The 25,766-nt window shown below is 40.5% G+C and carries 22 protein-coding genes; 5 read left to right on the forward strand and 17 right to left on the reverse strand.

Annotated features, from left to right (window positions below):
* Positions 1-36: 36 nt before the first annotated feature.
* From ABWV72_RS09600 to ABWV72_RS09645, 10 genes are all read right to left on the reverse strand, one after another.
* Positions 37-1,263, reverse strand: coding sequence for an acyl-CoA dehydrogenase family protein (locus tag ABWV72_RS09600; protein WP_216049521.1), 1,227 nt, complete (start codon positions 1,261-1,263; stop codon positions 37-39).
* Between the two features lie 430 nt (positions 1,264-1,693).
* Positions 1,694-2,113, reverse strand: coding sequence for an arsenate reductase (glutaredoxin) (arsC, locus tag ABWV72_RS09605; RefSeq protein ID WP_353370241.1), 420 nt, complete (start codon positions 2,111-2,113; stop codon positions 1,694-1,696).
* A 74-nt stretch (positions 2,114-2,187) separates the two neighbouring features.
* Positions 2,188-2,424, reverse strand: a complete 237-nt coding sequence (locus ABWV72_RS09610) for a thioredoxin family protein (protein ID WP_216049519.1) — start codon at positions 2,422-2,424, stop codon at positions 2,188-2,190.
* Positions 2,425-2,432: 8 nt separating this feature from the next.
* A complete protein-coding gene (locus ABWV72_RS09615; RefSeq protein ID WP_342807702.1) occupies positions 2,433-3,434 on the reverse strand; it encodes a permease in 1,002 nt (333 codons plus the stop codon).
* 18 nt (positions 3,435-3,452) lie between these two features.
* Positions 3,453-4,472: an ACR3 family arsenite efflux transporter gene (arsB, locus tag ABWV72_RS09620; RefSeq protein ID WP_353370244.1), complete on the reverse strand. Its 1,020-nt coding sequence runs from the start codon at positions 4,470-4,472 to the stop codon at positions 3,453-3,455.
* A gap of 13 nt (positions 4,473-4,485) precedes the next feature.
* Positions 4,486-5,202: an arsenical resistance protein ArsH gene (gene arsH, locus ABWV72_RS09625; RefSeq protein ID WP_216049516.1), complete on the reverse strand. Its 717-nt coding sequence runs from the start codon at positions 5,200-5,202 to the stop codon at positions 4,486-4,488.
* A 2-nt stretch (positions 5,203-5,204) separates the two neighbouring features.
* Entirely contained in the window at positions 5,205-5,675 is a 471-nt protein-coding gene (locus tag ABWV72_RS09630) for an arsenate reductase ArsC (protein WP_342807695.1), read from the reverse strand.
* A 13-nt stretch (positions 5,676-5,688) separates the two neighbouring features.
* A complete protein-coding gene (locus ABWV72_RS09635; protein ID WP_342807694.1) occupies positions 5,689-6,024 on the reverse strand; it encodes a metalloregulator ArsR/SmtB family transcription factor in 336 nt (111 codons plus the stop codon).
* 163 nt (positions 6,025-6,187) lie between these two features.
* Entirely contained in the window at positions 6,188-6,808 is a 621-nt protein-coding gene (locus tag ABWV72_RS09640; RefSeq protein WP_216049513.1) for a hypothetical protein, read from the reverse strand.
* Between the two features lie 237 nt (positions 6,809-7,045).
* Entirely contained in the window at positions 7,046-9,406 is a 2,361-nt protein-coding gene (locus tag ABWV72_RS09645; protein WP_353370338.1) for a zinc-dependent metalloprotease, read from the reverse strand.
* A 209-nt stretch (positions 9,407-9,615) separates the two neighbouring features.
* Here ABWV72_RS09645 and ABWV72_RS09650 point away from each other — a divergent pair, with 209 nt between their 5' ends.
* Positions 9,616-10,269: a dUTP diphosphatase gene (locus tag ABWV72_RS09650; protein ID WP_216049512.1), complete on the forward strand. Its 654-nt coding sequence runs from the start codon at positions 9,616-9,618 to the stop codon at positions 10,267-10,269.
* Between the two features lie 61 nt (positions 10,270-10,330).
* Positions 10,331-10,753 (forward strand): diacylglycerol kinase, encoded by a 423-nt coding sequence (locus ABWV72_RS09655; protein WP_216049511.1) that lies wholly within the window; start codon positions 10,331-10,333, stop codon positions 10,751-10,753.
* On the opposite strand, the gene ABWV72_RS09660 is transcribed toward ABWV72_RS09655, so the two are convergent.
* Positions 10,750-12,174 carry a tetratricopeptide repeat-containing sulfotransferase family protein gene (locus ABWV72_RS09660; protein ID WP_342807692.1) on the reverse strand — a complete coding sequence of 475 codons (1,425 nt, stop codon included), beginning with the start codon at positions 12,172-12,174 and terminating at the stop codon, positions 10,750-10,752. The two genes, ABWV72_RS09655 and ABWV72_RS09660, sit on opposite strands and share 4 nt — an antisense overlap.
* 78 nt (positions 12,175-12,252) lie before the next feature.
* A complete protein-coding gene (locus ABWV72_RS09665; RefSeq protein ID WP_342807690.1) occupies positions 12,253-14,898 on the reverse strand; it encodes a TonB-dependent receptor plug domain-containing protein in 2,646 nt (881 codons plus the stop codon).
* Positions 14,899-15,641: 743 nt separating this feature from the next.
* Here ABWV72_RS09665 and ABWV72_RS09670 point away from each other — a divergent pair.
* Positions 15,642-16,658, forward strand: a complete 1,017-nt coding sequence (locus ABWV72_RS09670) for a GDSL-type esterase/lipase family protein (protein WP_342807688.1) — start codon at positions 15,642-15,644, stop codon at positions 16,656-16,658.
* Positions 16,659-16,712: 54 nt separating this feature from the next.
* Here the strand turns inward: ABWV72_RS09670 and gnd are convergent, their stop codons facing one another.
* On the reverse strand, positions 16,713-18,179 hold the full coding sequence (gnd, locus tag ABWV72_RS09675) for a decarboxylating NADP(+)-dependent phosphogluconate dehydrogenase (RefSeq protein ID WP_353370249.1): 1,467 nt from the start codon (positions 18,177-18,179) through the stop codon (positions 16,713-16,715).
* Between the two features lie 225 nt (positions 18,180-18,404).
* On the opposite strand from gnd, the gene ABWV72_RS09680 reads away from it, so the two are divergent.
* Positions 18,405-19,715: a M20/M25/M40 family metallo-hydrolase gene (locus ABWV72_RS09680; RefSeq protein ID WP_353370251.1), complete on the forward strand. Its 1,311-nt coding sequence runs from the start codon at positions 18,405-18,407 to the stop codon at positions 19,713-19,715.
* 64 nt (positions 19,716-19,779) lie between these two features.
* Here ABWV72_RS09680 and pncB read toward each other — a convergent pair whose 3' ends face one another.
* Entirely contained in the window at positions 19,780-21,009 is a 1,230-nt protein-coding gene (gene pncB, locus ABWV72_RS09685; RefSeq protein WP_353370253.1) for a nicotinate phosphoribosyltransferase, read from the reverse strand.
* Positions 21,009-21,662, reverse strand: coding sequence for an isochorismatase family protein (locus ABWV72_RS09690; protein ID WP_216049504.1), 654 nt, complete (start codon positions 21,660-21,662; stop codon positions 21,009-21,011). The genes pncB and ABWV72_RS09690 overlap by 1 nt, the downstream gene beginning before the upstream one ends.
* A gap of 185 nt (positions 21,663-21,847) precedes the next feature.
* On the opposite strand from ABWV72_RS09690, the gene ABWV72_RS09695 reads away from it, so the two are divergent.
* On the forward strand, positions 21,848-22,387 hold the full coding sequence (locus ABWV72_RS09695; protein ID WP_303499698.1) for a nicotinate-nicotinamide nucleotide adenylyltransferase: 540 nt from the start codon (positions 21,848-21,850) through the stop codon (positions 22,385-22,387).
* Positions 22,388-22,398: 11 nt separating this feature from the next.
* Here ABWV72_RS09695 and ABWV72_RS09700 read toward each other — a convergent pair whose 3' ends face one another.
* Together ABWV72_RS09700 and ABWV72_RS09705 are read right to left on the reverse strand one after the other, a co-directional pair.
* Positions 22,399-23,928, reverse strand: coding sequence for a carboxylesterase/lipase family protein (locus ABWV72_RS09700; protein ID WP_353370256.1), 1,530 nt, complete (start codon positions 23,926-23,928; stop codon positions 22,399-22,401).
* 22 nt (positions 23,929-23,950) lie between these two features.
* Positions 23,951-25,702 (reverse strand): DUF885 domain-containing protein, encoded by a 1,752-nt coding sequence (locus tag ABWV72_RS09705; RefSeq protein WP_353370258.1) that lies wholly within the window; start codon positions 25,700-25,702, stop codon positions 23,951-23,953.
* Positions 25,703-25,766: the final 64 nt, after the last annotated feature.

Raw genomic sequence — 25,766 nt, forward strand, 5'->3', positions numbered from 1 at the left:
TTACAAACTATTAGGTAAATAAAAACGACCTAAACGCTATTTTTTTGATGTACCAACGTGATCTTTAATTAAGTTACGTCCCAATTGCATCATATGCACCTGATCAGGCCCGTCAGCAAGTTTGATTGTTCGCGCATAGGCGTAAATAGCTGAGAGTACAAAGTCTTGACTGGTACCTGCTGCGCCATGCATTTGAATCGATTGATCGATAACGCGACAAGCCATGTTAGGCGCAACGATTTTGATCGCAGCAATGATATCTCGTGATACTTTGTTACCGTAACGATCCATTTTGTCAGCCGCTTTTAAAGTAAGCAATCTGGCCTGCTCGATGTCACAGTGCATTTGTGCAATAGATTCTCTAACGGATTGTTGCTTGCTCAGAGGCTGACCAAAGGCAATGCGCTCTTCTACTCTTTCACAGGCTAAATCTAGTGCCCGTTGAGCGCAGCCAATTAAACGCATACAGTGGTGGATTCTGCCTGGCCCTAAGCGCCCTTGTGCAATGGCAAAGCCTTCACCTTCACCAACTAATAAGTTGCTTGCTGGCACTCGTACATTTTCAAACAGCACTTCGGCATGTCCAATAGGCTCATCATAAAAACCCATGGCTTTCATCGGACGCACAACGGTTACACCGGCAGTGTCCATCGGCACCAATATTTGCGATTGCTGTCTGTGACGTTCCGCTGTGGTATCAGTTTTACCCATAACCACCATGATTTTACAGTTAGTGTTCATAGCGCCACTGGTATACCACTTACGACCGTTAATCACATACTCATCACCATCGCGGACTATCGATGTTTCAATATTCGTAGCATCACTAGATGCAACAGCAGGTTCAGTCATTGCAAATGCGCTGCGAATTTCGCCATTAAGCAAAGGCTCTAACCACTGTTTTTTATGAGCCTCACTACCATACTTAGACAATACTTCCATATTGCCGGTATCAGGAGCACTACAGTTAAAAACTTCAGGACTCCACAACACGCGTCCCATAGCTTCGCATAAAGGGGCATACTCTAAATTGGTTAAACCCGCACCGTAAGGTAAATATTCTTCAGGTAAAAACAAATTCCACAAATTCGCAGCCTTAGCTTTTTCTTTTAACTCGTGCATTAATGCAGGAGTCGTCCAACGCTGTGGATTATTTTCAACAAGCTCTATGTATTCTTGCTCTATGGGATAGATATTTTCGTCCATAAACTGGTTAAGACGGTCAAGTAAAGCTTGGGTTTTTGGAGAGTAATCAAAGTGCATGAAATGTATCCTCTGTTTTAGAATACAAAAATAGTAGAGTGATTAGTTGTATAAGTTTAATTAATTATTCGAATACTTTTGTATTAGTAATAGATATAAGCTGAATCTAATTTTAAACACCCTATCCTTAAGCACTGATTTTATTGGGTTGTAGAGCATGACAAAATATTCATTAAAGGTAAAATCAATAACAAATAATTTACATTTTATCTAAAATTAGCTTTTCGGCTTACGGCAGATTGACACATCTGCCTACTTTATGACCACATTCAAATATGGCGCGCTTAAAATAGAAGGGAATATATGAGGGGAAGTAAAAAGCAGATTACTATTTTTACAGATTAATCTCCCCCGCTTAATAACAGTCATTGCTTAAGTATTTCAGCCATTATTACAATGCTAAATTAAGTACACCTTAAGTACTTTAAAATTAACATAGCCGTTTATTATTTTCATCGAGGATCTGTTGACCATCTTCTTTATAGTAAGGTCCTGCAGGCCAATTTTCTAGTAGCGCTAGGACTGCTTCACTCGGGCGACATAACTTAACACCTTTTGGACTGCACACTATTGGACGATTTACTAATACTGGGAACTTCAGCATGGCCGCTAAAATTGTCTCATCAGCTACACTTTCATCGAGTAAGCCAAGTTCTTTAGCTGGCGATTTACTCATTCTTAAGGCTTCACGGGGAGTTAAATTGGCCGCAGCGAACAACCCCAACAATTGACTGTTTGTCCACCCTTGGGTTAGATAATCAATAATGATAGGTTGATATCCTGCATCCTCAATGATCTTAAGCACATTCCTAGAGGTTCCGCATTCTGGGTTGTGATATATAACTATCATATTAATCCTTAGAATTGAAAACTCAAAACCTGAGTGAATTGAGTTTACGTAAAACATTCGTTTATGCGAAAACGCTACTCGGCGAGCCACTCTTTAACTTGAGCACTGTTGGGAATTGAACCAGAGTGAACTAACTCCTCTTCCATCACGACCGCTGGCGTACTCATTACACCGTAAGCCATAATCACCCGAGGATCGGTTTCTTTTGTGACATCAATCGCCACATTTAACTCTTTTGCATACTTTTCAAATAACTCTGCAGTTTTAATACATTTAGAACAACCCGTACCTAATACTTTTATATGTTTCATAAATCACCTCACAATAAAAAAGAAAATGCGTTAAATATCCAACCCACAATAGAAAATGATACTAACAACATGATAAAAACAATCGCCAATAAGCGCCATTGCATCACTTGTTTAAGCAAAATAAATTCAGGAAAGCTCGCAGCAACCGTACTCATACAAAAGGCCAGTGTTGTGCCTATCGGTAAGCCATTAACAATCAAACTCTCCATAATGGGTATAACGCCAGTCGCATTTGAATACAGCGGAATCCCTAATAATACTGCCGCTGGAACAGACCACCACTGGCCATTTCCAAGATGTTGTTCAATCCAACCATCTGGCACAAAACCATGCAGTGCAGCACCTAGACCAACACCTATTATTACCCATTTCCACACTCGACCAAATATTTCGAGGGCTTCATCTTTAGCGAATTGATGCCTTTGTGAGAAGGGGATTTTAGTGGGTGCTGACGTTACTGTTGAATTCACAGAAGTGGGTTTATTTTGCCCCTTGTGGAGAGCTTCAGCGGCAAAGGATTGTAACCAGCGCTCGGCTTTAATACTGTCTAAAAAGAATCCTCCAACAATCCCAACGGTTATGCCAGTCACAACGTAAATTAAGGTAAACTTCCAACCAAGCAAACTCATCAACAACAATACCGCAACTTCATTCACCAATGGCGAGGTCAGCAGAAAAGCCATCGTAATCCCGACTGGAATGCCGGCAGAGGTAAAACCAAGAAATACCGGGATACTTGAACAAGAACAAAACGGTGTTATCGCACCAAAAGCTGAACCAAGCATGTAACCCACGCCTTTATTCTTACCAGCAAGGTAATCCCTCACACGCTCAACTTTCATTGAAGCGCGTAACAACGCAATGACGTAAATCATGACAATCAATAAAACGAATATCTTACTAACGTCTTCAACAAAAAAATGAACTGCGTCACCCAACTTTGACTCGGGGGTCAACTTCAATAAAGAATAGGCTATCCAATCAGCTAGTTGAGTGAACACGGCGAACATTTTTCATCCTCCAAACGGTTATTCTGTAAACCAATGACGAGTTCGATTTGCAAACCAAACTAATGACAACATAACGGGCACCTCTACCAGCACACCAACGACAGTTGCTAAAGCTGCCCCTGAATGTAAACCAAACAACGAAATTGCAACCGCAACAGCCAGTTCAAAAAAGTTTGAGGTACCTATCATACAAGCTGGTGCCGCGACGTTATGGGGCAGCTTCATTTTCTTTGCAATAAAATAAGCAATCGCAAAAATACCGTAAGTTTGAATCAACAGCGGAATCGCAATTAATACGATAGCTTCGGGTTTCGCCAAAATCGTTTCCGACTGAAAAGCAAATAACAAAGTCACTGTGGCTAACAAGCCAATGATCGACCAAGGTTTCATCGTTGCAAGAAACTGTTCTAATTTAGAATGGTCATCTGATTTATCTAATTTTTTACGAGTAATCGCGCCAGCAACTAGAGGAATTAATACATACAAAACAACCGATAGAAACAGGGTATCCCAAGGTACTGTAATATCCGTTACACCCAACAATAATCCGGCAATAGGCGCAAATGCGAATATCATAATAATGTCGTTTAAAGAGACCTGCACCAAAGTATAATTAGCGTCACCTTTGATCAGTTGACTCCAAACAAACACCATCGCGGTACAAGGAGCCACACCGAGTAAGATCATGCCTGCGATATATTCCGTTGCGGTTTGAGGATCGACCCAATCGGCGAATATTCCTTTAAAGAACAACCAGCCTAAAAATGCCATAGTAAAAGGCTTAATTAACCAATTGACCACAAGCGTAAGTACTAATCCTTTTGGTTTTTTCCCTACATCTTTAATTGATGAAAAGTCAATTTGTACCATCATTGGATAAATCATTAGCCAAATTAAAACGGCAATAACAATATTGACATGGGCATACTCAAAACTTGCAATCACCGCAAATGCATCCGGTGCGATACTGCCAGCGAAAATACCCACGATTATAGCCAGACCAACCCAAACAGATAAGAAACGCTCAAACAATCCCATGTGGTTTCTCCTTTTATATTGAACGTTGATTTACTCGCTGGCTTAATTGCTCAGCAGATTCAACACGTTCAGAATAGCGATCAACAAAATAATCTTTATTGTTACGTAGCAATAAGGTGAACTTCATTAGCTCTTCCATCACATCGACAATTCGATTGTAATAGGCGGAAGGCTTCATTCGATCGTTTTCATCAAACTCCAAATACGCTTTAGCCACGCTTGATTGATTAGGAATCGTCACCATGCGCATCCAGCGGCCTAAAACCCGTAGCTGATTAACCACATTGAACGATTGCGAGCCTCCACATACTTGCATCACCGCGAGGGTCTTACCTTGGGTAGGACGGACACCGCCAATATTCAATGGCACCCAATCAATTTGGCTTTTAAAGATGCTAGTCATAGAGCCATGACGCTCTGGAGAACACCATACCTGCCCCTCTGACCACATCATAAGTTCACGCAATTCTTTAACCTTGGGATGATGTTCATCTTCAGTATCTGTTTGCGGTAAACCCTCAGGATTAAATATTTTCACATCGGCACCGAAATGAATCAGTAAACGTGCACATTCTTCTACAACCAATCGACTAAATGCTCGCTTACGCATCGATCCATGTAAAAGTAAAATACGCGGTGCGTGTTCTAACGGTTCGGCAATGCATTTTTCAAATGTAGGTTTATCTAAACTCTGCTCTTCAATATTCGCTAATGACATGTCCCGTAGCATATTTAGTGTGCTCCTAATTCAGCTAAGGCAACTTTCAATTGGTCTGGATTAAGATCCTTTTTGGCCAATATTTGCAATTGCTTAACCCGAGCGGTGATTTCTTCAATGCAATGTTTAAAAGAGGTGGCTATCTCTTGTTCCGTGCCTTGCACCTTTGACGGGTCAGTCAGTCCCCAATGCACTTTCAGAGAATTCCCAAACCACAAGGGGCAAGCTTCACCGGCGGCTGAATCACAGACAGTGACCACCACATCGGCATCAAATTGTTCAAAATCATCCCAAGATTGACTCTTGAGTCCCTGCACCGAAATTCCAGCTTCTTGCAGATATTTGATAGATAAAGGGTGTACCTGCCCTGCTGGTTGACTGCCAGCACTTTGAGCCACAATCACATCACCTGCTAACTGATTAGTGATTGCTTCTGAGAGAATACTTCTACATCGATTATGAGTACAAATATATAAAATTTTCATCGTTGAACCTCGGTTAACAACAGTTATATTGAGCATTAGGAGAAGCTTTAAGTCGTTTAAAAGCCGTTTCGAAATAGGATTGGTTATGAAAAGTAGATTCTGTAATCACTTTGTTTACCCAGTCGGGTAATTCTGGATGAAGACGGTAATACACCCACTTCCCTCTTCTTTCATCCTGCAAAATGCAACATTTACGCAGCTCAGCTAAGTGACGGGAAATTTTAGGTTGGTCGAGGCAAAGTGCCTCCATGAGATCACATACGCACAACTCGCCAGACTCAGCTATCAACATTAAGGATTTAAGTCGAGTATCGTCAGAAAGACATTTAAAAACTTGTAAAGGACTCATAAACACATTCGATTATTCATATATGTGATTAATCATATATGTGAAATTTCATATGTCAAATATTATATAGGTGAGTGATGTAATAAATGTCGCAGGAGTCGCCACTGTTATTAAAATTAATTTTTAAACGGCATAAATTAGGTCGCAATTTTAGCGGTTTAATTTATCCCCTATTAATCTTGATGTTACCTTTGCTTGATAGGTATATTTTGATGCCTAAAATGGTTAATAGAAGTAATAAAATGAGACCCGAAAATCCCAAAATTTGATTGAATTCTTTAAACGGAGTCCATTGTAAATAGTGAATTTTATACAGGGTGTTTATTAACTTGGTGTCACCACCACTTTGACTTAAGGTTAAGCGATTCCAATTAAGATTCACTTCAACCCCAGTGTTTGTTTTTGCTTTATAACCGTCACTCGACACTACATTTCCATAACGTTGTGGATTATGCAAAACAGCATCATTTACCAGCGTATGAAATTCAGATTGTTCGGAAAGCGTTTTAGGGAGATAGGAAACTGGATCTAGATGCTCAAATCCCTGTGCTGTTTTGACCAGTAAATGATGTCCTAGTATCGTCTTAACAACTCTTGCTTCTATCCAATTAGTTGAATTTGGGATGACAAATGATTGCTCCAATGGGTAAGTTTTAATCGCTAACTGTTCATATGCATCTTGATAACCTGGCTTTATAAAAAATATGAGCCCCGTAATTACCCAACCAATCATAGGTAAAACTAATAGCAACCCTAGGACTTTATGCACTCTTCTACTTTTCATTTAAAACACAACCCAAGCACACACCACATGTGACAAAATTTAAATTAAAGGGATTAATCAATGCTCGTTTAGCAAAGATAGTAAAAGTCATTTTACCATCACTTTGACAATTATGACGGCTAAGTACATGAAAAATAAAAATTACTGAGTATCAATTTGTGTAACGTCAAAAAATTCAGGATAACCATAAAAAAAGCCGGCAATAGCCGGCTTATACAGTAAATATAAAATAAGTATTTAGATTGGCGAACCTGGAGGAAGCGGTTTCACTTCAAAGTTACCTTTCCAGTCACCTGTTGCCATAAACCAGTCTAACTGTTTAGCCATTACTTTATTTTGGCCATAACGAGAGTTCTTTTTCAACCAACTATGTAAGTCCATCAAGCCAGCTAATAAAGCCCCTTTAGCTTCTGGTGCGATATCTTCAGCTTGCATAGCTTGAATGACACTATTGAGCACTACATAATCTACCCGTTGTTTAACATCAGCAGCAAATTTACTCGGCTTTTGTTGTAAAGTAGCCGCGAATAATTTTTCTAATAAAACAGGGATTGTTAGTTGATCACGACTATTAATAGGACGCGCAGCGAGACGGTTTAATCTCTCAGCTGTTAGCATTAAGCTCAAGGTATAACCCGCTCCTGATTCTGCGGCACTGATAGGATCAAAACTCAAACCATTACGACCATTGAAGCTTTCACGGGTATTAGACTCGCCAAGGCTTTTAGGTGTAATCAAAGAACTAATGTTCTCAGGTATATGTAAAAACTTCGGCGAAAGCGTTTCGATCATGGCATCTAACGCGGCCATCTGCTTGCTTTGTTCAACAAACGACACGCCCTTGGGCTGACTATAATCGCCTTTACTTTCGTAGGCATAGTTTAAACCACCAATAAGTTTAGCCACTGCATCCAATTGATAACGATGCAAGTAATAAACAGGTACTAAGGTTTCTTGCAATGAAGCTAAAGTTGTACCTTCTGGAATAGAATTAATCCCAAATTGTGATAATGCAACTTTACGCACCTCGATCAGATTGTGCAGCTCTTCTACCGGATCTTTACCGTTATCCCATAAGTGACCAATTGGGCTAATGGCGTGACTAGGTCTGGCATCACGATCGCTGATATAGAGCAAACCTGAAGTGAGCGCGGTTTGAATCGTATTTTGTAAATAATCGGCTTCATCAGCATTATCTGGCAAATCTTGATAACCGTAAGCGATCACATGGTCATCCCATTTTCCCATACCTACTGCGTACGCATCGGAAATATCAACTTTGCCATCTTTTACCGTCACAGTAGGATGAGGATAATCCATTACCGACTCGCGACCATAGGCACTGGCTGCGAAGTTATGAGCAATACCTAGCGTATGGCCAACTTCATGGGCAGATAATTGTCTGATTCTGGCTAACGCCATTTCTTTTTGCGCCTCAATGCTGCTATCGCTTTGTTTAAACGGACTGGTTAAACCTAAGGCGATAAGATAATCCTGACGGACGCGCAAAGAACCAAGGGTAACCTGCCCCTTTATAATCTCACCCGTACGTGGATCACGCACTGACATTCCGTAAGACCATCCGCGTGTTGCTCTGTGCACCCAGTTAATGACGTTGTATCTTACGTCCATTGGATCCGCGTCTTCAGGTAACATTTTCACTTGAAACGCGTTTTTATAACCTATTTTAGTAAAGGCTTGATCCCACCACATAGCACCTTCATACAAGGCACTTCTGACCGGCTCTGGCACACCTGGATCTAAATAATAGATAATAGGCTCAACTGCTTCACTTACTGCTGCTTTTGGATCTTTCTTAAACAAACGGTGGCGAGTTATTAAGCTTTGTTCCATCGATGCTTCGATAGGAACTGAATAATCCTGATAGGTCATCTTGTTAAAACCGGAATTAGGGCTGAATGCCCGCGGTTTATAATTATCATCAGGTAATCTGATCAAAGAATGATGTAAATGCACAGTAACACTATCTGGAGAAGGGGTTACTTGCTGCAAGTATTTGCCTGGATTGGTGCCACCAAAAGTGACTAATGATTCCATTTCGGTATTATCAACAAAGGATTTTGTGCGCGGCATATACACTGCACTGCGCTTCGAGTCGACTTTGAAGCTGCCCTGCTTAGCACGAGTTAGGCGCTGGGAAATACCATGGATATCAGACAAAAGGAAATCAGTATAATCGACTAAAACGGCGCCATCTTGCTGTGCAACAACCGTAAAACCAGCAATGACAGAGTCAGCAAAAGCCTCATCGATACTAGCAGCCTCGGCAGCATTATCGGTTGTAGAACGAAACATGGTATTTAACTGTTTTAGCAAAACTTTATCGCCAAAGCGCTCAAAAACCACTAAACGAGTTTTACCAAGCTGGAGTCTGTCTAGGCCGATATCATTCGAGCCTATGCCTTGTGGCAAACTACTTTGGAACAATACTTGTTGCCCAAAGTTTTCAATTTGTAAATACAACTTCCCACTATCTTGTTCATAATAGACGGTGTAAAACCCCTCCTTTGATTGCATTCCACTGGTAAAGTCATTTATCGACTTACTCTGGGAAAACGCAACTGATGAAAATAACATCAAGCAAATAACTACGTATTTTTTCACACCTGTCTCCTAAATTTTTAGTTTATTACCTGATAGAAATAAGCCCAATCCATGCTTAATACATGAGGATATTCATACTATCTTAAGGTTAATATTATAATTATGATTAGTCTGTTTCAGGCTATGCCGATTATCACAAAACAAGTACACTATGCACTCGCTAATTCTACATAAGGACTATTATGCTTTCCTCTACTCAACTTAACACCATGCTTAACCTTCAAGCCAAAATGAATCAAAAGGTTAATGCTCAGTGGTTAACTGCCGGATATCAATACCTTAGAGCTGCAATGATAGAGGCGGTCGAGGGGATTGAACATCATGGTTGGAAATGGTGGAAAGCGCAGCAAAAAGACCTACCCCAGTTGCAAATGGAATTAGTGGACATTTGGCACTTTGCTCTTTCCGCAATCATTATCGACTTTGATGGCAACATAGAGTCCTCTGCCGAAACCATTGCAAGTGAATTGAATAGTGGTGTCCAGTCAGTTACGTTCGACGGCAAAGAATATGCGTTTAATGACCAAGATATTTTAGAAAATTTGGAACTAATGGCGGGTTTATGTGCAGCAAAACGATTTTCTGTGCCTCTATTCATCAAAATTGTCGAACAAGCGGAAATGGATTCGGATGAACTTTACCGTCAGTACGTTGGTAAAAACGTGCTTAACTTCTTTCGACAAGATAATGGGTATAAAGACGGTAGTTATTTGAAAGTTTGGCTAGGTCGTGAAGACAATGAACACTTAGTGGAAGTGTTAAACGAACTCGATATTACCCTTCACAATTACAGTGATTGTGTATATCAAGGACTGCAAAAACGTTACCCAAACTAAAACGCATTTAGTGATAAGTTACAGTGTTGCGAGTTGACGAGTAAAGCAGAAGTACAAAGATATGAAAAACAAAGTTACTCAAGCATCGGTGGTTGAAGATGAATCGGTGCTGGTGAATAAACCGAATGGCACTGGATTTTCACGGATATTCAAGGCTACTCAGTGTTCTTTTCGTGGATTTAGCGCAGCATGGCAACATGAGTCAGCATTTCGCCAAGAACTAATTTTGGTAATGGTCATGCTGCCCTTTGCTTTTGTTTTATCCTCTTCAACAGTCCATCTAATGGCGCTTATTGGTACATTACTATTTGTGTTGTTTGCAGAAATTATTAACTCAGCCATTGAAGCGCTCGCGGATGCCGTTACGCTAGAAAATAACATTTTGATTGGACGTGCTAAAGATATGGGATCCTCCGCAGTTTTTATCGCATTGACCATATTAACCTTAGTATGGCTGGAAGCCATTTGGCGTTTTTTTAGCTAATTGAAAAGCGCTTTATAGTTTTGCCACTGGCCAATTGATTTGTGGTGAATAGGTTTACGTACTTGTGCCGCACTTAAAGTATTGATAGTTCCTTTGCCATCAATGGCAGTCACACAAGACGCCTGCCATTCAAGTCCCATATGGTTGAGTACGTTTTTAATGACTTGTTTTGGCTCAGCGGCTAAATTTTCGTAAGTAATGGTGAGGATTCTGTTGGGTATCAACGCCTCCCAGAACTGCATTTGTTGCTGATAGAAACTGACATATTTATCAAACTCCTCAATATCACAAAAATATGGTTCGTTTTCGTAGAAATAGTTTTTATAAATCGATAGCGAAACATCTTTAATCTGCCGAGTAATATGAATCACTTTTGCGTTCGGGAAAAGTTGATAAATTAGACCGATATTTTGAAAATTTGCCGGTAACTTATTAATGATAAAAGCTTCATTTAAACCAATTTTTATCAATTTTAAATAATGTTCTGATACCTTTGAGGTATCAAACTCGCTTAGCTTGCTAGCTAATTCAGGATAACTCAACTGCGTCATTTTCTCTAAAAAAGGCACACTATATTGACTTAGATATGCCTGTTCACCGCAGCTATTTATGTCACTGTGCTGACATAGCATTTGCTCCAACAATGTAGAGCCTGTGCGGGGCAATCCTAGGATAAAAACCGGGGTAACCGCATATGTATTGTCATTTGATTTCTTTTGCGCAAATGCAACCTGTTGATAGCTGTCAGAAAGTGTCGAAAAAAATGCTGACATCTGCTCCGTTCTATAAGGACACAATGTTAACTGATATGCATTGGCCATTTGCAGGTGTTCTATGGCTTTGGGGTAATTTTTCAGTTTGTCATATGCCTGACCTAGTGCGTAATCAAGTAGCATTCGTTGCTGTGATGCAGGTGTGGAACTGGCGTAGCTAGACATCAATAATGCCCATTCATCTGGATTTAAGGGTGTCACTTGTGTGCGAATTAAATCGAGCCATCCATAGGCTGAAAATTCTGGATCTGCAGAACGAATTTGTGACCAAAGCAGTGGCAGCGCTTGCGTATTTTGTGCAGTGGCAATGTAGTGTTGTATCAATGCTGCCAGCACAGCTTTGTTTTGCGAACAATTTTCATAAGCGTAACGTAATACAGTCTGAGCATCCTCAGTGGCATGTACAATACCGAAAGCATCTGCTAGCTCTAACAGTGGCTCAGGTTGTTTATCTAATAAATGACAGGCTTTTTGCAGTAAATTGATAGCCTGATCATATTGCAACGCCGCTTTAGCGACTTTGCCTAAGCCGAGATACCCTGCCCCGTTATTTGGATCATTTTTCAGTGACTGAACAAATATCTTCTGCGCATTGAGCAAATCACCTTTGGCTAAATAGTCATTTCCTATTCGAATTTGATTATTCAATATTTCTCTCGCATTTCTATCGCACTTCTCAAAAAAAAAGCCTTGTCTACTGACAAGGCTTTCATACTTCCGCTTAGATTAGAAGTTGTAGGTTGCTTTTAAGTAATAAAAACCACCATTGAATCCCATAGGAGAAGTTTCGTAATAAACGCCACCCCATGTGTTATTCGCAATGCCTTGGTCAGCAGGAATATTGATTTTTTCAGCATCCTGATCAAACAAGTTTTGCGCACCAGCAGATAGAGTAATTGCATCATTCACGAAATAACTCGCTTCAAAATCAACCGTAACGGCTGAATCAGCAGTAATTGCCGTTGCATCATAATCTACATGCACACCTTGATATTCACCATAGTAATTCAAACGTGTAAACATGCTGAAGCTATCCCACCCTTGAGACCAGGTAAGAGTTGCTCTGTGGTTTGGTAAGTCTTCTTCAATACGCTTAACTTTAAACTCACCAGTAATGTCAGAATATCTATCAACTTCAGTGTCATTCCAGTTATAGGCTAAAGCAAACGTGGTATTTCCATCAAAAAGACTGGTAGTGTAATTCGCTACAACATCAATACCTTGAGTGGTTGTATCAAAGTCATTGGTAAAGAAGCTAACTTGCGCCAAACCATCGACATTTTGTACACCAGCATCTTTGAGTACGGCTTTATCTTCATCAGAAAGATTGATTTTATCTGATTGGCTAATACGATCCTCAACTTGAATATTGTAGTAGTCAACAGTCAAGAAAACGCTACCAACCTGATAAATCATACCAAAGGTGAAACTTTGTGATTCTTCTGGCTCTAGCTCAGTACCACCAAGTTGCACAGAAATTGGATTCGTTGGTGGCAACAAAGCTGAATCAACTAGTACACCACTGTCGAGGTTGGTTTGAACGTTACTAACGTTCGCCTGACCCACTGTAGGAGCACGGAAACCTGTGCTTACAGAACCACGGAATGAAAGGTCATCGGTTGCATGCAGTTGCGCTGAGATCTTATAATTGGTAGTCGAACCAAAGGTATCATAATCTTCGTAGCGTAACGCATAGCCCATCAAGAACGCTTCTGTGAAAGGTACTTCAGCATCTACGTATAAAGCTGCACTGCGTCGAGTTGAAACCCCTTGATCAGAAGGTTTAAATCCAGGGAAACCATTGGAGCCAACACTGAAGCCTTGAGAGAAAAGATCACCAGCAACAAAAGACGCTTCGTCACCCGCAACCACTTCAAATGACTCTTCTCGCCATTCAAGACCACCGGCAAGGTTAATCTCGCTATATAAGTCTGCATCAATCAATTTGACCAAATCCAAATTGAATGTTTTTTCTAGCTGAATATATTTACCTGGAGAGAAGTCACGGGGAGTATCAGGACCAAGAGAGGCGTTTAAGGTGTTATAAATGAAAAACTGCGATTCATTTCGACCAACCGCACCACTCACATCATATAAAACACCTTCAGCGAAACCTTCTTTAAATTCGCCTTTAGTACCAATAGTTAATGAAGTATCGGTAATATTTCCACCGAAGTTTGGCGTAAATCCTGCCGGAAACATTTGATTAAACGAGAAACAATTCGCTGCAGTAAGAGAATCTAACGCACCTTGATCAGGTAAACCGTTATCACCTAATTCAACCACTGGGCAATTTAATTGTTGTTCTAGACCATCTAAAGAACCGACTAAAACAGTCGCTGGTGCAGCATCCCAAGCAGCTTGACCGGTAGGGTCATCATCGCCAGGGCGATAAGAAGGCGTGCCATCTAAGTTACGTACTATGCCGCCATAAACGCCAGGACGAGTTGTGGGGTTACGATAGTAAAAACCCCCTCTCACGTCTCGTTCGGAATAGTTACCAAACATGTAAAATTCTTTGTCATTACCTAAATCTAAGCCAACATTACCAAAGATAGTAATATCATCATTTATTTCAGGCGAACCCCATATTTGTGCAGGATCTTCAACGGTCAAACCAGCATCAGCAAACGCTGCGGCATCTGGGCGTTGTACACTGCGACTCGTAGCATCAGAGTTTTTGTATTGAAAGCTCAAATTTGCAAAGCCATCATCAGTAAATGGCATACCTACGTTACCAGAAATTTCTGTTGTAGTGCCATCACCTTCATAATATTCACCGTGGCGAACAACCAATGAACCACCTTCTGAATCATCTTTGAGCACAAAGTTCATTACACCGGCAATTGCATCAGAACCATATTGTGCCGCAGCACCATCTCTTAACACTTCGACCTGTTTTAACGCAATACTTGGAATAACCGAAATATCTGGACCTTGAGCCCCATCGTTAATCCCACCACCTAAGAAAGCAATTACCGAAGAACGGTGACGACGCTTACCATTTAACAAAACTAAGGTGCTATCTGCAGACAAGCCTCTTAAATTCGCAGGACGTACTAAAGATGCCGCATCGCTGATAGGGTTAGTATGCACGTTAAGTGAAGGCACTGTACCTTTAAGTATTTCTAACATATCGGTATTACCCGCTTTTGTTAGCTCATCAGAACCAATAATATCAATTGGTACTGGAGAATCACCAACAGAACGTGGTGCCGCGCGGCTACCAACTACCGCTATTTTTTCAACGTTTGCATTTTTGTCTGTGGACTCTTGAGCCATCAGCGGTGCGGTCATTGTCAAAGACAATGCAGCTGTTGCTGACAATCCCATTTTGATCCCCATAGAGAGTTTAGAAAAGTTATTCTTCATGTGTTGTTCCCATAATTAAATGTTTGGTTTTTCCGTCCATTGTTCGACGTAATCATGCGATTCAGTTAAGTCCTTATTGGCGCACCGATACTGAAATCGTCATGTTGGATAAGCTATTTTTTGATGTATAAGAATTTTTATAGCCTAATCACAGTTTTATTTATAGTTGGGTATGCCTAATTTATCAACCTATTTTGCTAAAAAAACGTTACAAAATAGTAAGTTACTCATTACAAACCAACACTTAATCGGGGCAATTTATATACCCAAACATCAATAACAATCGTTTGCATAGATTTAACTAGTTGTTTTATATTGCTTTTTCACATTTGAAATCTTAATTTTCAAGATAAATTTGAAATTTATAATCGAAATTTTGTTTTGTAAAAATCGAAAAAAAATTACCGAAAAATTTAAAACGAAAAATTCAGCTCGCCGAAAATTGATTAAAATATCAGCAAGTGTCAGATTGATAAGCCAGAAATAAAAAAAGCCCCGCAAAAAGCGGGGCATAAAATGTCCAGATTTTCTGGAAAATTGGGGAGAAGCGTTTCACAAGTCACAATCGGGAAAGTAACCCAGTTCTGGATGGAATCTATTGAATTCCAACTAGAGAGTGTTACTGATTGTGTAACCCAACAAAACAATTCAGTGATAGTTTACTCTTTACTGTGTAATTCGTCATACCATCTACCTTATAATTAGTGTCAAATATCGCATAACTAACTGAATTTAGTCTGCAAATGAAAAATATCATCGATTGTAATAACGCAAAAATAACAGTTATGGGTAGAATCCTGAGGTTAGATGAAGGAATCGCGTTTAGTTATCCAGGTGTAAGCATTTCATTCAATGTGCAGGCTAAAAATGTCGAATTAGTCGCTAAATGTAGCGTTGGTAAAGGCAGAATAGATGTGATCATCAATAACACCCTTAGCAAACAGCTTGTTATTGCGAAAACACCTAAAACGTTCCGCATATTTTCGGCAAAACATAAACAAAATGTCAAAATTGAATTACTTAATCGGGGGGAGTCTTGGCACGGTGTTATTAATTTAATCTCATTACTCATACAAGATGGTGAACTTATTGAACCGCCCCAACTTCCTGATAGAAAGTTGATATTCATAGGTGATTCTATTGTGACAGGCGCATTAATGGAGCGACATCCTAATGCGAAAAAAGGACCTCAATTGGCCAATGCTTATCAATCTTTTGGTATGCAATTAGGACGTTTACTCAAAGCTCAAGTGCATCTTATTGGGTTTGGTGGCCGAGGACTAATCCAAGGTTCAAACATGCTAGCGAGTGAAGCCCAATTACCAGAGATTTTTCCACTGACAATACCCGTGCCTCCCTATACCCAAAAGTGGCCAGTTGATGCCTACATACCAGACGGCATTTTCATTTGTTTGGGGACAAATGATTTTTATACCAATACGCCTGACCTGAGTATTTTTAAACGAACTTATGCCCTTGGTGTAAAACACTTATTGAATTTATATCCTGATGTTCAAATCATGATTTCAGAAGGACCCATGTTATGCGACACCTCTGAAAATGAAGTCAAAAAACGAATCTTAATCCAATCTTTAAAAGATCTTGTGGATGAGCTAAAGGAGCCACAACTGGATTATTTAGCCTGTATTAATTGTAAAGGAGACAATTTTGATCCTCACCCAACCCTAGCCCAACACACTCAGTTAGCGAGGCATTTTGTGCCGTTAATACAGCAATCGTTAAGATGGCCGGAAAATTAATATACGCCTGCAAAAAAGGCTGCAATATGCAGCCTTTTGTCGCGATATTACCAATTATACATCGTAAGTAGTGGAAGCAGTATCACCGCCTCTACCAGTCCAATTTGTATGGAAAAATTCTCCGCGAGGTTTATCTTTACGCTCATAAGTGTGCGCACCGAAATAGTCGCGTTGGGCCTGCAACAGATTAGCAGGTAAGTTTTCCGTACGATATCCGTCAAAATAGCTCAGTGCAGACGACAAACAAGGCACTGCCACACCTTGCATTGCTGAAGTTGCAACCACTTCACGCCAGCCTTGTTGAGCCTTGGCAACCACTTGATTGAAATAATCATCTAGCAATAAATTATCCAAATTAGGGTTATTATCGTAAGCGGCTTTAATGTTATCCAAAAATACTGAACGAATAATACATCCTTCACGCCACATCATCGCAATACTGCCATAATCGAGATTCCATTTATATTCTTTGGCTGCCTCTTGCAGTACCGCAAACCCTTGTGCATAAGAGACTATTTTTGAAGCAAGCAATGCTTGGCGTAAGCTTTCAAGGAAAGCCACCTTATCGCCGGTAAATTCTGCTTTTGGTCCAGATATGGTCTTAGCAGCCTGTACTCGTTGATCTTTTATTGCAGAGAGACAACGAGCAAAAACAGCTTCACCTATTAGGGTTAGAGGAACACCTAAGTGCAAGGCCGTAATACCGGTCCATTTACCCGTTCCCTTTTGCCCTGCGGTATCCAAAATACTATTAACCAGCGCTTCACCATTTTCTTTGTAACCTAAAATATCAGCGGTGATTTCTGTCAGGTAACTTGATAATTCAGTTTCATTCCACTGTTTAAAGACAGCTTGCATTTCGTCGGTACTCATTCCCAACAAATCTTGCATTAAAATGAAGCCCTCGCAAATGATTTGCATATCACCATATTCAATGCCGTTATGTACCATTTTTACAAAGTGACCCGCTCCACCTTCACCAACCCAATCACAACATGGAATTGATAGCTCGCCATTTTCGTCTTTAACTTTCGCTGAAATAGCTTGAAAAATAGGTTTCACATGAGGCCATGCTTCAGGATTTCCACCGGGCATAATTGAAGGACCAAGCAACGCGCCTTCTTCTCCACCTGACACGCCCGTCCCTACATACAACAAACCTTTGTCCGATAACATAGCGGTACGACGATTAGAATCTTCAAACTGGCTGTTTCCACCATCAATGATAATGTCACCTTTATCCAAATGTGGAATGAGCTGTTGTATAAAATCATCTACTGGCTGACCAGATTTAACCATTAGCATAATCTTGCGAGGCGAACTCAATGATGCAACTAGTGACTCAATAGAGTCGGCACCACGAATCGTTTTATCTTTCGCTCGGGTCGCGAGAAAATTTTCCACTTTGCTATACGAGCGGTTATAAGCCGTGACCGTAAACCCTTTACTGGCCATATTTAAAATTAGGTTTTCGCCCATTACGGCTAAGCCTACTACGGCTATGTCAGAAAGTGTTTTCATATGATTCCTCGTTGAATTTGGTGGTCAATCCACAGCGGATGATAAGTGGCATTGACGTTACATGATGACAAAAAGTGCGCGTAATTTACAGGAATATGGGGAATATTTATAGCTCGATACTTAATCAGATAGTAAAAATAAACGGATTTACTCTTTTTTCTTATAACTAGACTTTATAAGACGCAAATTTTATCCTGTTAAATAAATCAAACCCTATGGATTATTATGAAGTTTCGAATCTCTTTTATCTGTTCTTTAATGCTAATTTCATTGGCGATAAACGCGGCCCAGACTCAGCCACAAATCGAATCTAAAATCGTTGACACATTAAATCAACAACTTCCACAAGCGCAAGCCCTGTTAATTGAGTCGGTTAACATCAATAGCGGCACCATGAACTTTAGCGGTGTTAAAAAAGTTGGAATGTTATTTAAAAATGAATTAGAACAACTCGGATTTGAAACCCAGTGGCAAGACGGTGCTGAATTTGGACGAGCTGGACATTTGATTGCACGCTATGGAACAAAAGGTCCGAAAATTCTAATGATCGGTCACCTAGATACGGTATTTGCTAAGACAGATGCATTTCAAACCTACCAAGCTTTAGCTGACAATAAAGCTTCAGGCCCTGGTGTCACAGATATGAAAGGCGGAGACGTTATTATTATTGAAGTGATGCGCGCCCTTAAACACCTAGGACTGCTTGATGATGTAAGCATTCAGATTGTCATGACTGGCGATGAAGAACGCAGCGGTAAACCCTTATCCGCCTCAAAAGCGGCAATTATCAACGCTGCCAAATGGGCAGATATCGCTCTTGGGTTCGAAGATGGTGATGGCAATATAGAAACCGCAGTGGTTGCCCGTAGAGGTTCGGTTGATTGGCAACTAGATGTAACCGGACGGCCAGCCCATTCCTCGCAAATATTTAGCGAAAAGGTGGGCTTTGGCGCTATTTTTGAAGGTGCTCGTATCCTAGATACATTTCGTCAGGAGTTAGCCAACCTTGGTGATTTAACCTTCAATCCAGGGGTTATCTTAGGCGGTACCGAAGTAAACTTCGAAGATGAAACTGCCAGTGGCACAACATTTGGTAAAAATAACGTAGTAGCTCAGCATCTAATAGTAAAAGGTGGAATAAGAGCATTGACTCAAGATGAGTTGAATACCGCAAAAACCACTATGCATAAGATTGTAAAACAAAACTTACTGCATACCAGCGCCACGCTAGTGATTGGTGAAGGCTATCCACCTATGGCTCCAACTCAGCAGAATTATCAATTGTTGCAATGGTATAGTGATATCAGTGAATCCCTCGGTTACGGTAAAGTGGCAGCCGTCAACCCGCGTAACGCAGGGGCCGCTGATATTTCATTCGCCGCAGAGCACGTAGACATGGCCCTTGATGGTTTAGGTTTAATGGGAACCGGCGGTCATACAAAAGGCGAGATTGCTGATATGACGAGCTTCGCGAAGAATATGCACAAGGCGGCGCTGTTGATTTATCGGATTAGCCAACAATATCCTACAGATTAACCACAATAACAAAAAAAGCCTGAATACAGTGAGTTCAGGTTTTTTCACTTCATAAGTGCTCTTTTTAAGCCCAAGTAACGTTATAAACGTCCTTTAGATAGCGCACAAAATTCTCATCATCACACAAGTTTTTGCCTGCGGTGTCAGATATTTTTGCGACAGGTTTACCATTTACTTTAACCAGCTTCATCACCATATTTAGAGGTTCAACCCCGTCCACATCATTTGATAAAAAGGTCCCTATACCAAAAGATGTGCGAATGCGTCCGCGAAAATGCAGAAATAACTCGACCATTTTTTCAAAGTTCAGGGCATCACTGAAAATTACCGTTTTTGTTTTCGGATCGAGTTTCAGATCTGAATACATTTTTATCGCTTTTTCACCGAATTCAAAAGGACAGCCTGAGTCTTGTCGCAATCCCTCGAACAACTTTGCAAAATACAAATCAAAATCTCGGACAAATGCGTCCATACCAATAATATCAGTTAGGGCGTAACCTAGTTGTCCGCGAAACTCTTTCACCCAGCATTCTAACGTATGCTTTTGGGAGTGTGCTAATTGCACGCCTACCTGTTGCGATAGCATAAATATTTCATGTGCCATAGTACCTATGGGATTAACCCCTAACTCTTTAGCAATGTGCATGTTAGAAGTGCCAATAAAAAATTCAGGCAATTGCTTGTTTAGCATATCAACTACGGTTAATTGAGTTTCATAGCTAAATCTACGGCGAGTCCCAAAATCAGCTAAGGTTAAGCCGCTGAGGTCATGTTTCTGGTGTTGCTCTTTTAACCAATCAATTTTTTTAAATAAAGGTTTTCGCACATCTTGATATGACTTATTCGGATAATTACGGCGGTTATACACTTCAGCGACCGTCGATAAAACTGGCATTTCAAAATTATGAATATGCATTAGTGGGCCACGGGCACTTATCGACAATTGCTCATTTTCTTCGGTTATGTACAAAAATCGACTCTGAAAGGACCACATTCGCGCCCATTCTATGAAATCTTTGGTATACCAAGGTGTCTTTTCCAACCAGCGAATTTGATCATCTGTAAATTTAAGGCCGTCCAGTTTTTGCAACTCTTGCTGGATTTCAGCTTTGTAAGGTCTCAAGTCCACATCACTGCGCATAAAAAAACGATATTCGGCTTCTTCAATATAGGGATATTGATGCATAAAGCACTGCCACATATTCATTTTATAATAGTCATTATCTAAGGTGGAAAAATTGAGGTTTTTCCGAAATAAAGAATTGCGCTTAACTGACGCTTTCGAAAAGTTCACTAACCAGCACTCCGATTAGCTAACCATTTTTTTAGCTCATGACTATTTTGCAAAATAGTGATCCCTTGGCTTTGCATTAACTCTATTTTCTCAGTGACCCCTTGCGGAGTAATACCACGACACGCAGCTAAATTGAGGACAACATCAAAACGCTGGGAAGCTTGCAATTGTAAGGCCGTGGTGGCGACACAATAATCAGTCGCTAAGCCACCAACAATCACAGTATCGACATTATTAAACACTAAATATTCAATGATCCCCGTTGATAATTTTTCCGCGAGGTCATGATAACAAGCGCCATACGGATGTAAGTCTGGTGCCACACCTTTCCAAACAAAAAAATCGTATTCAGTGGCCGTTGGTAAGCCATCCAAAAGCTCAAATCCTTTGGTTCCAGGACGACAATGCATTTTGAAAGTGCAATCAGTATTGGCGTGATCAAGCGGTTTAAATTGCTCTTCATCTTTGTCGACTCGGAACAAAGCCTGTTCACAATGTGCATCACTGGAGCCAATTATTAAATCTGCTAATGCATTTTGAGCAAGGAGTTCAGGAACAATTTGATCGCCCTCATTGACTGGCAGTTCATCTGGGCAAAGAGGTGTAAAACCTTTTTGTGGATCCACATTAATTGACGCTATTTTAGATTTCATTAACACCTTTTTCCTGAAATTTAATACCGCATTTACGCTGTATACATTTACACAACATTTTGAGTTTTATGATTATAATTTTTAATGGTTTTTACTACACTTTTCGCCAAAGTTATGGCTCAATAGTAAGGCGTTAACCCTTACTCTAATTCGTCATAACAATTGTTTTTACTGGAACCCTACATATGAACATAGCGATTTTTGGTGCGGCATTTAACCCTCCCACTTTAGGGCATCAAGACGCAGTAGAATACATCGCTTCACAACAACCGACATTCGACAGCATATTATTAATTCCCTCATATGCTCATGCTTTCTCAAAAAAAATGCTCTCTTATGAACACAGAGTGGCAATGTTACACCTATTCGCACAACAACTTAATGAACCTAAGATTGAAGTATTCCCGGTTGAAGATCAACTAAGTGATGGTACCAACCCAATTTACACCTTTGATTTATTAACCTACTTGCAAGCAGAATACTTTCCTGATGCAAAACTCACATTCGTCATGGGACCTGATAATCAAATAAATTGGCACAAGTTTTATAAATCCCAAGAAGTTTCAGATAAGTGGGAAATATTGGTAGTACCTGAACGTGTAGCTATACGCTCAACTGCGGTGCGTAACAATCTCATAAACCACCAAGACATTGATAAGCAAGTCCCCAAAGAGGTCGCTCAATATATCAATGAACACGGGTTGTATTTAACCGAACAAGTTTAATAGTGCTTTGTTTATTGCTTAATCACCCCGCGAGTGCGCTGCAGAAATACTTTTTCAAGAACCTTGAGTTTACCTTCTCGCACCTGTGATGTGGCGGAAATCTTATCGGAGATTTTTAACCATTGTGAGTTTTTATCCGTTAAATTAGGCCATGCAGGCAGATCATCTCCGTTCGGGTTGTGAGATTTTATAAAGTTGTACCAGTATTGACGCATTTTGTTTAATACAGGCACATTGTCTGGCCTAAATAAGAAGTATGTCTCAGCAGCGTGATTCGCACCATTGGGGTATTGCTGCGCATCACTCACATAATCAAAAAAATATCTATAACCAGCTTGCCCTATTCGATTCATGCTTTGTGAGGTGATTTTCGCGGCTATCACATACCTCAAATCACCAAACAAATGCTGATAAGGCAGCGCTTGAATAGAAGGCGTTGTTAATTCATAAACTTTTTCTGCCTGTGCCTTTTGATTCCCCATCAATGACAATAAGTGCTCTGCTGGGACGCCAGAATAAGGAAACACGCTACCATCAAAACTATTCCCGCCACTGATATAAGGAACATCATGTTGTTTGCCTTGCATAAACATTATCGCAGGCTCTTCTGGCAACGTTTTTCCATCGACAATGGGGACATGAAAGCCATCAATTGCAGAAACCAATTTATCAGCCGGCAGTGCATAGAGTGACACTGAATTTATACTATCTTGCGCTGCATTTAACGCACGCATTGCAATTTTATCGGAAATTGTTTGTGCATCAGGACTGCCAGCTAGTGCAATAACAGATGACACTCTAGGAAGTGGCCAAGCGCCGTATCCACTTTGCGCTATAGCCCCTTGGAATAATCCGCGACTTTCCTGATTGACCATAAGCATTTGAATCGCCATGCCGCCAGCGGAGCCGCCCGCTATAGTAACTCGATTGGGATCGCCACCAAATGCACCAATATTGGTTTTAATCCACTTCAGCGCAGCGACCATATCCATCACGCTGAAGTTATTTCCATCAGGCAAGTCCAAGGCACTTGGAGCAAATATTCCCAGCGCCCCTAACCTATAATTAAAGGTGACCAATATAATCCCATTATCGGTCCAGTTTTTATGACTATCAGGCTTAATATTCCCCGAACCAGCAACATAACCTCCGCCGTGAATCCATACTAGAACAGGTAAAGATGTTTCACTCAAATTGGTTGGGGTTTCTGGGGTGAAAATATTCAGGGTTAGACAGTTTTCGCTTTGGGTTAAATTGCCATTTCGTTGCGGACAAGCTGGCCCAAATTGATCAGCAACAAGGGGGCCCGCAAAACTTTCAGGCGCTACAGGAGGTCGCCAACGCAGCGCATCAACCGGCGCCTTTGCATAAGGAATGCCTTTGAATTGGATACTCTGATCTTGCTTAATCCCAGTAACAAAACCCTGTGGTATTTGTTTTACCAAAGTATCCTGTGCGTACCCATTAAAGGTGCATACGAGCAACATTAATATGCTTACTGCCTTTAAATAAGCTATTTTAAAGCGTTCCAAATTATTCAATTTAACATCCTAATTTAAACCATTAAATTTTCTGTTGGGCAACCCAGTCTTTCGTCAACTCTTCTAGTAAATCGAGGGGTAAACTGCCGTTTTTAAGAATTTGATCATGAAATTTACGCACATCGAATTGTTCGCCCAATTCGGTCTGAGCATATTGCCGTAACTGCATAATTTTTAGCTCACCAATTTTGTAAGATAACGCCTGTCCTGGCCAACTAATATAGCGGTCAATTTGGCCAATCACTTCGTTCATACTCAGCGCTGTATTTCTTGCCAAATAATCGATAGCTTGCTGGCGAGTCCAGCCTTTGGCATGGATGCCGGTATCGACCACTAAGCGACATGCGCGCCACGCTTCGAACGTCAAGCGACCAAAGTCACTGATTGGGTCTTGATAAAAGCCCATTTCCTTGCCCAAACGCTCAGAATACAGTCCCCAACCTTCACCATATGCGGAGTGATAAAGTTTTTTTCTAAAATTGGCCATATCAATTTCTTGTGCAATGGAGCTTTGGAAATGATGACCGGGTTCTGCTTCGTGGAATGTCAGCGCCTCTAAAGTGTAAAGAGGTTGGCTTTTTAAATCTTTGGTATCTAAAAAGTATGTACCAGATGTAGTGCCACTGCCATCAGAGGAAACATAATAGGCTCCGCCGTTGGGACTGGATTTAATGTCGAATGTAGTGCGCGGTAACACACTAAACCACTTCGGTAATTGGCCCGCCATCTTACGTGTGATGTAGCTGGCTTTTTCTACCATGTCCAGTGCTGTATCAGTGTAGAATTTCTCGTCTGTTCGCAAGTAATGTATAAATTCACTGAAACTGCCTTGAAAGCCTACTTTTGCAATGATGCTTTGCATTTCAGATCTGATCCGGACCACTTCTTCTAAGCCAATTTGATGGATTTCTTCAGCGCTTAAATCTGTTGTGGTGTAGTACTCGATTAGATATTTATAGTATTGAGCACCGTTATCAACGCTGCTAATACCCGCAGTTTTGCGACAATTAGGCATGTATTGTTGAGTGAAAAAATCATAGAACTTTTGGTACTCGGGGATGACAGTTTGCATGATCAGGCGTTTAGCTTGTTGCTGGTATTTGTGTTTTTCTTGAGCAGAAATACGCGCAGGAAGAGTCGCAAATGGAGCCCAAAAAACACTGTCTTCAACATTGTTTACAATATGTTTGCTGATAGATTTATCATAGTTTTTAAAGGTTTCGCAGTAATGCACATAACCTTTGTTGACGGCCTCAGACAAATCACTTAAAAACGTTTGATTATAACGCGGAAAGTCGGCCAAACTAAGCAAATAATTATCATAATCTTCAGCGCTTAAAAACGACATATTTGCTGGTGCGCCGGCAAAATAGCTGTGATATCCAGCGTAATAATTTAATGGAAAATAGCGATCTAGTTGCTGATAGGTTTTGGCTTCGGCTTGTCTTTCATAAGAAAATAACTTGTAAGTTACCTGATTATTTTCTGACAATTGCGATACATCAATTCTGGCTAATCGTTGAATCAAGGTTTGGTTAAACTTTTCTCTTCTTTGCCGTCCTTTTTCAGACATATCGGGTAATTTGCCATTCGTTCTAAACGCATCAGGATCGTTTCTAAAAAACACTTTTTCCTGATTTTCATGTTGCCAATGATCATCCAGTAATTGTTGAAAAAGCTCGGTGTTATCTGTTTCGGCAGCGTGAGCGAACACAGAGACACAAGTCATTGTGATTAAGAAAAAAATGCCTTGATAAGAAATTGGTACTGACATGCTAACTCCTATTATTCAGCAAACAGTGAAAAGGTCTTTTAAAACGCTAACGGTAGCATTCAGT

The organism is Aliiglaciecola sp. NS0011-25 (genome assembly GCF_040370605.1).
Taxonomy (GTDB): Bacteria; Pseudomonadota; Gammaproteobacteria; order Enterobacterales; family Alteromonadaceae; genus Aliiglaciecola; species Aliiglaciecola lipolytica_A.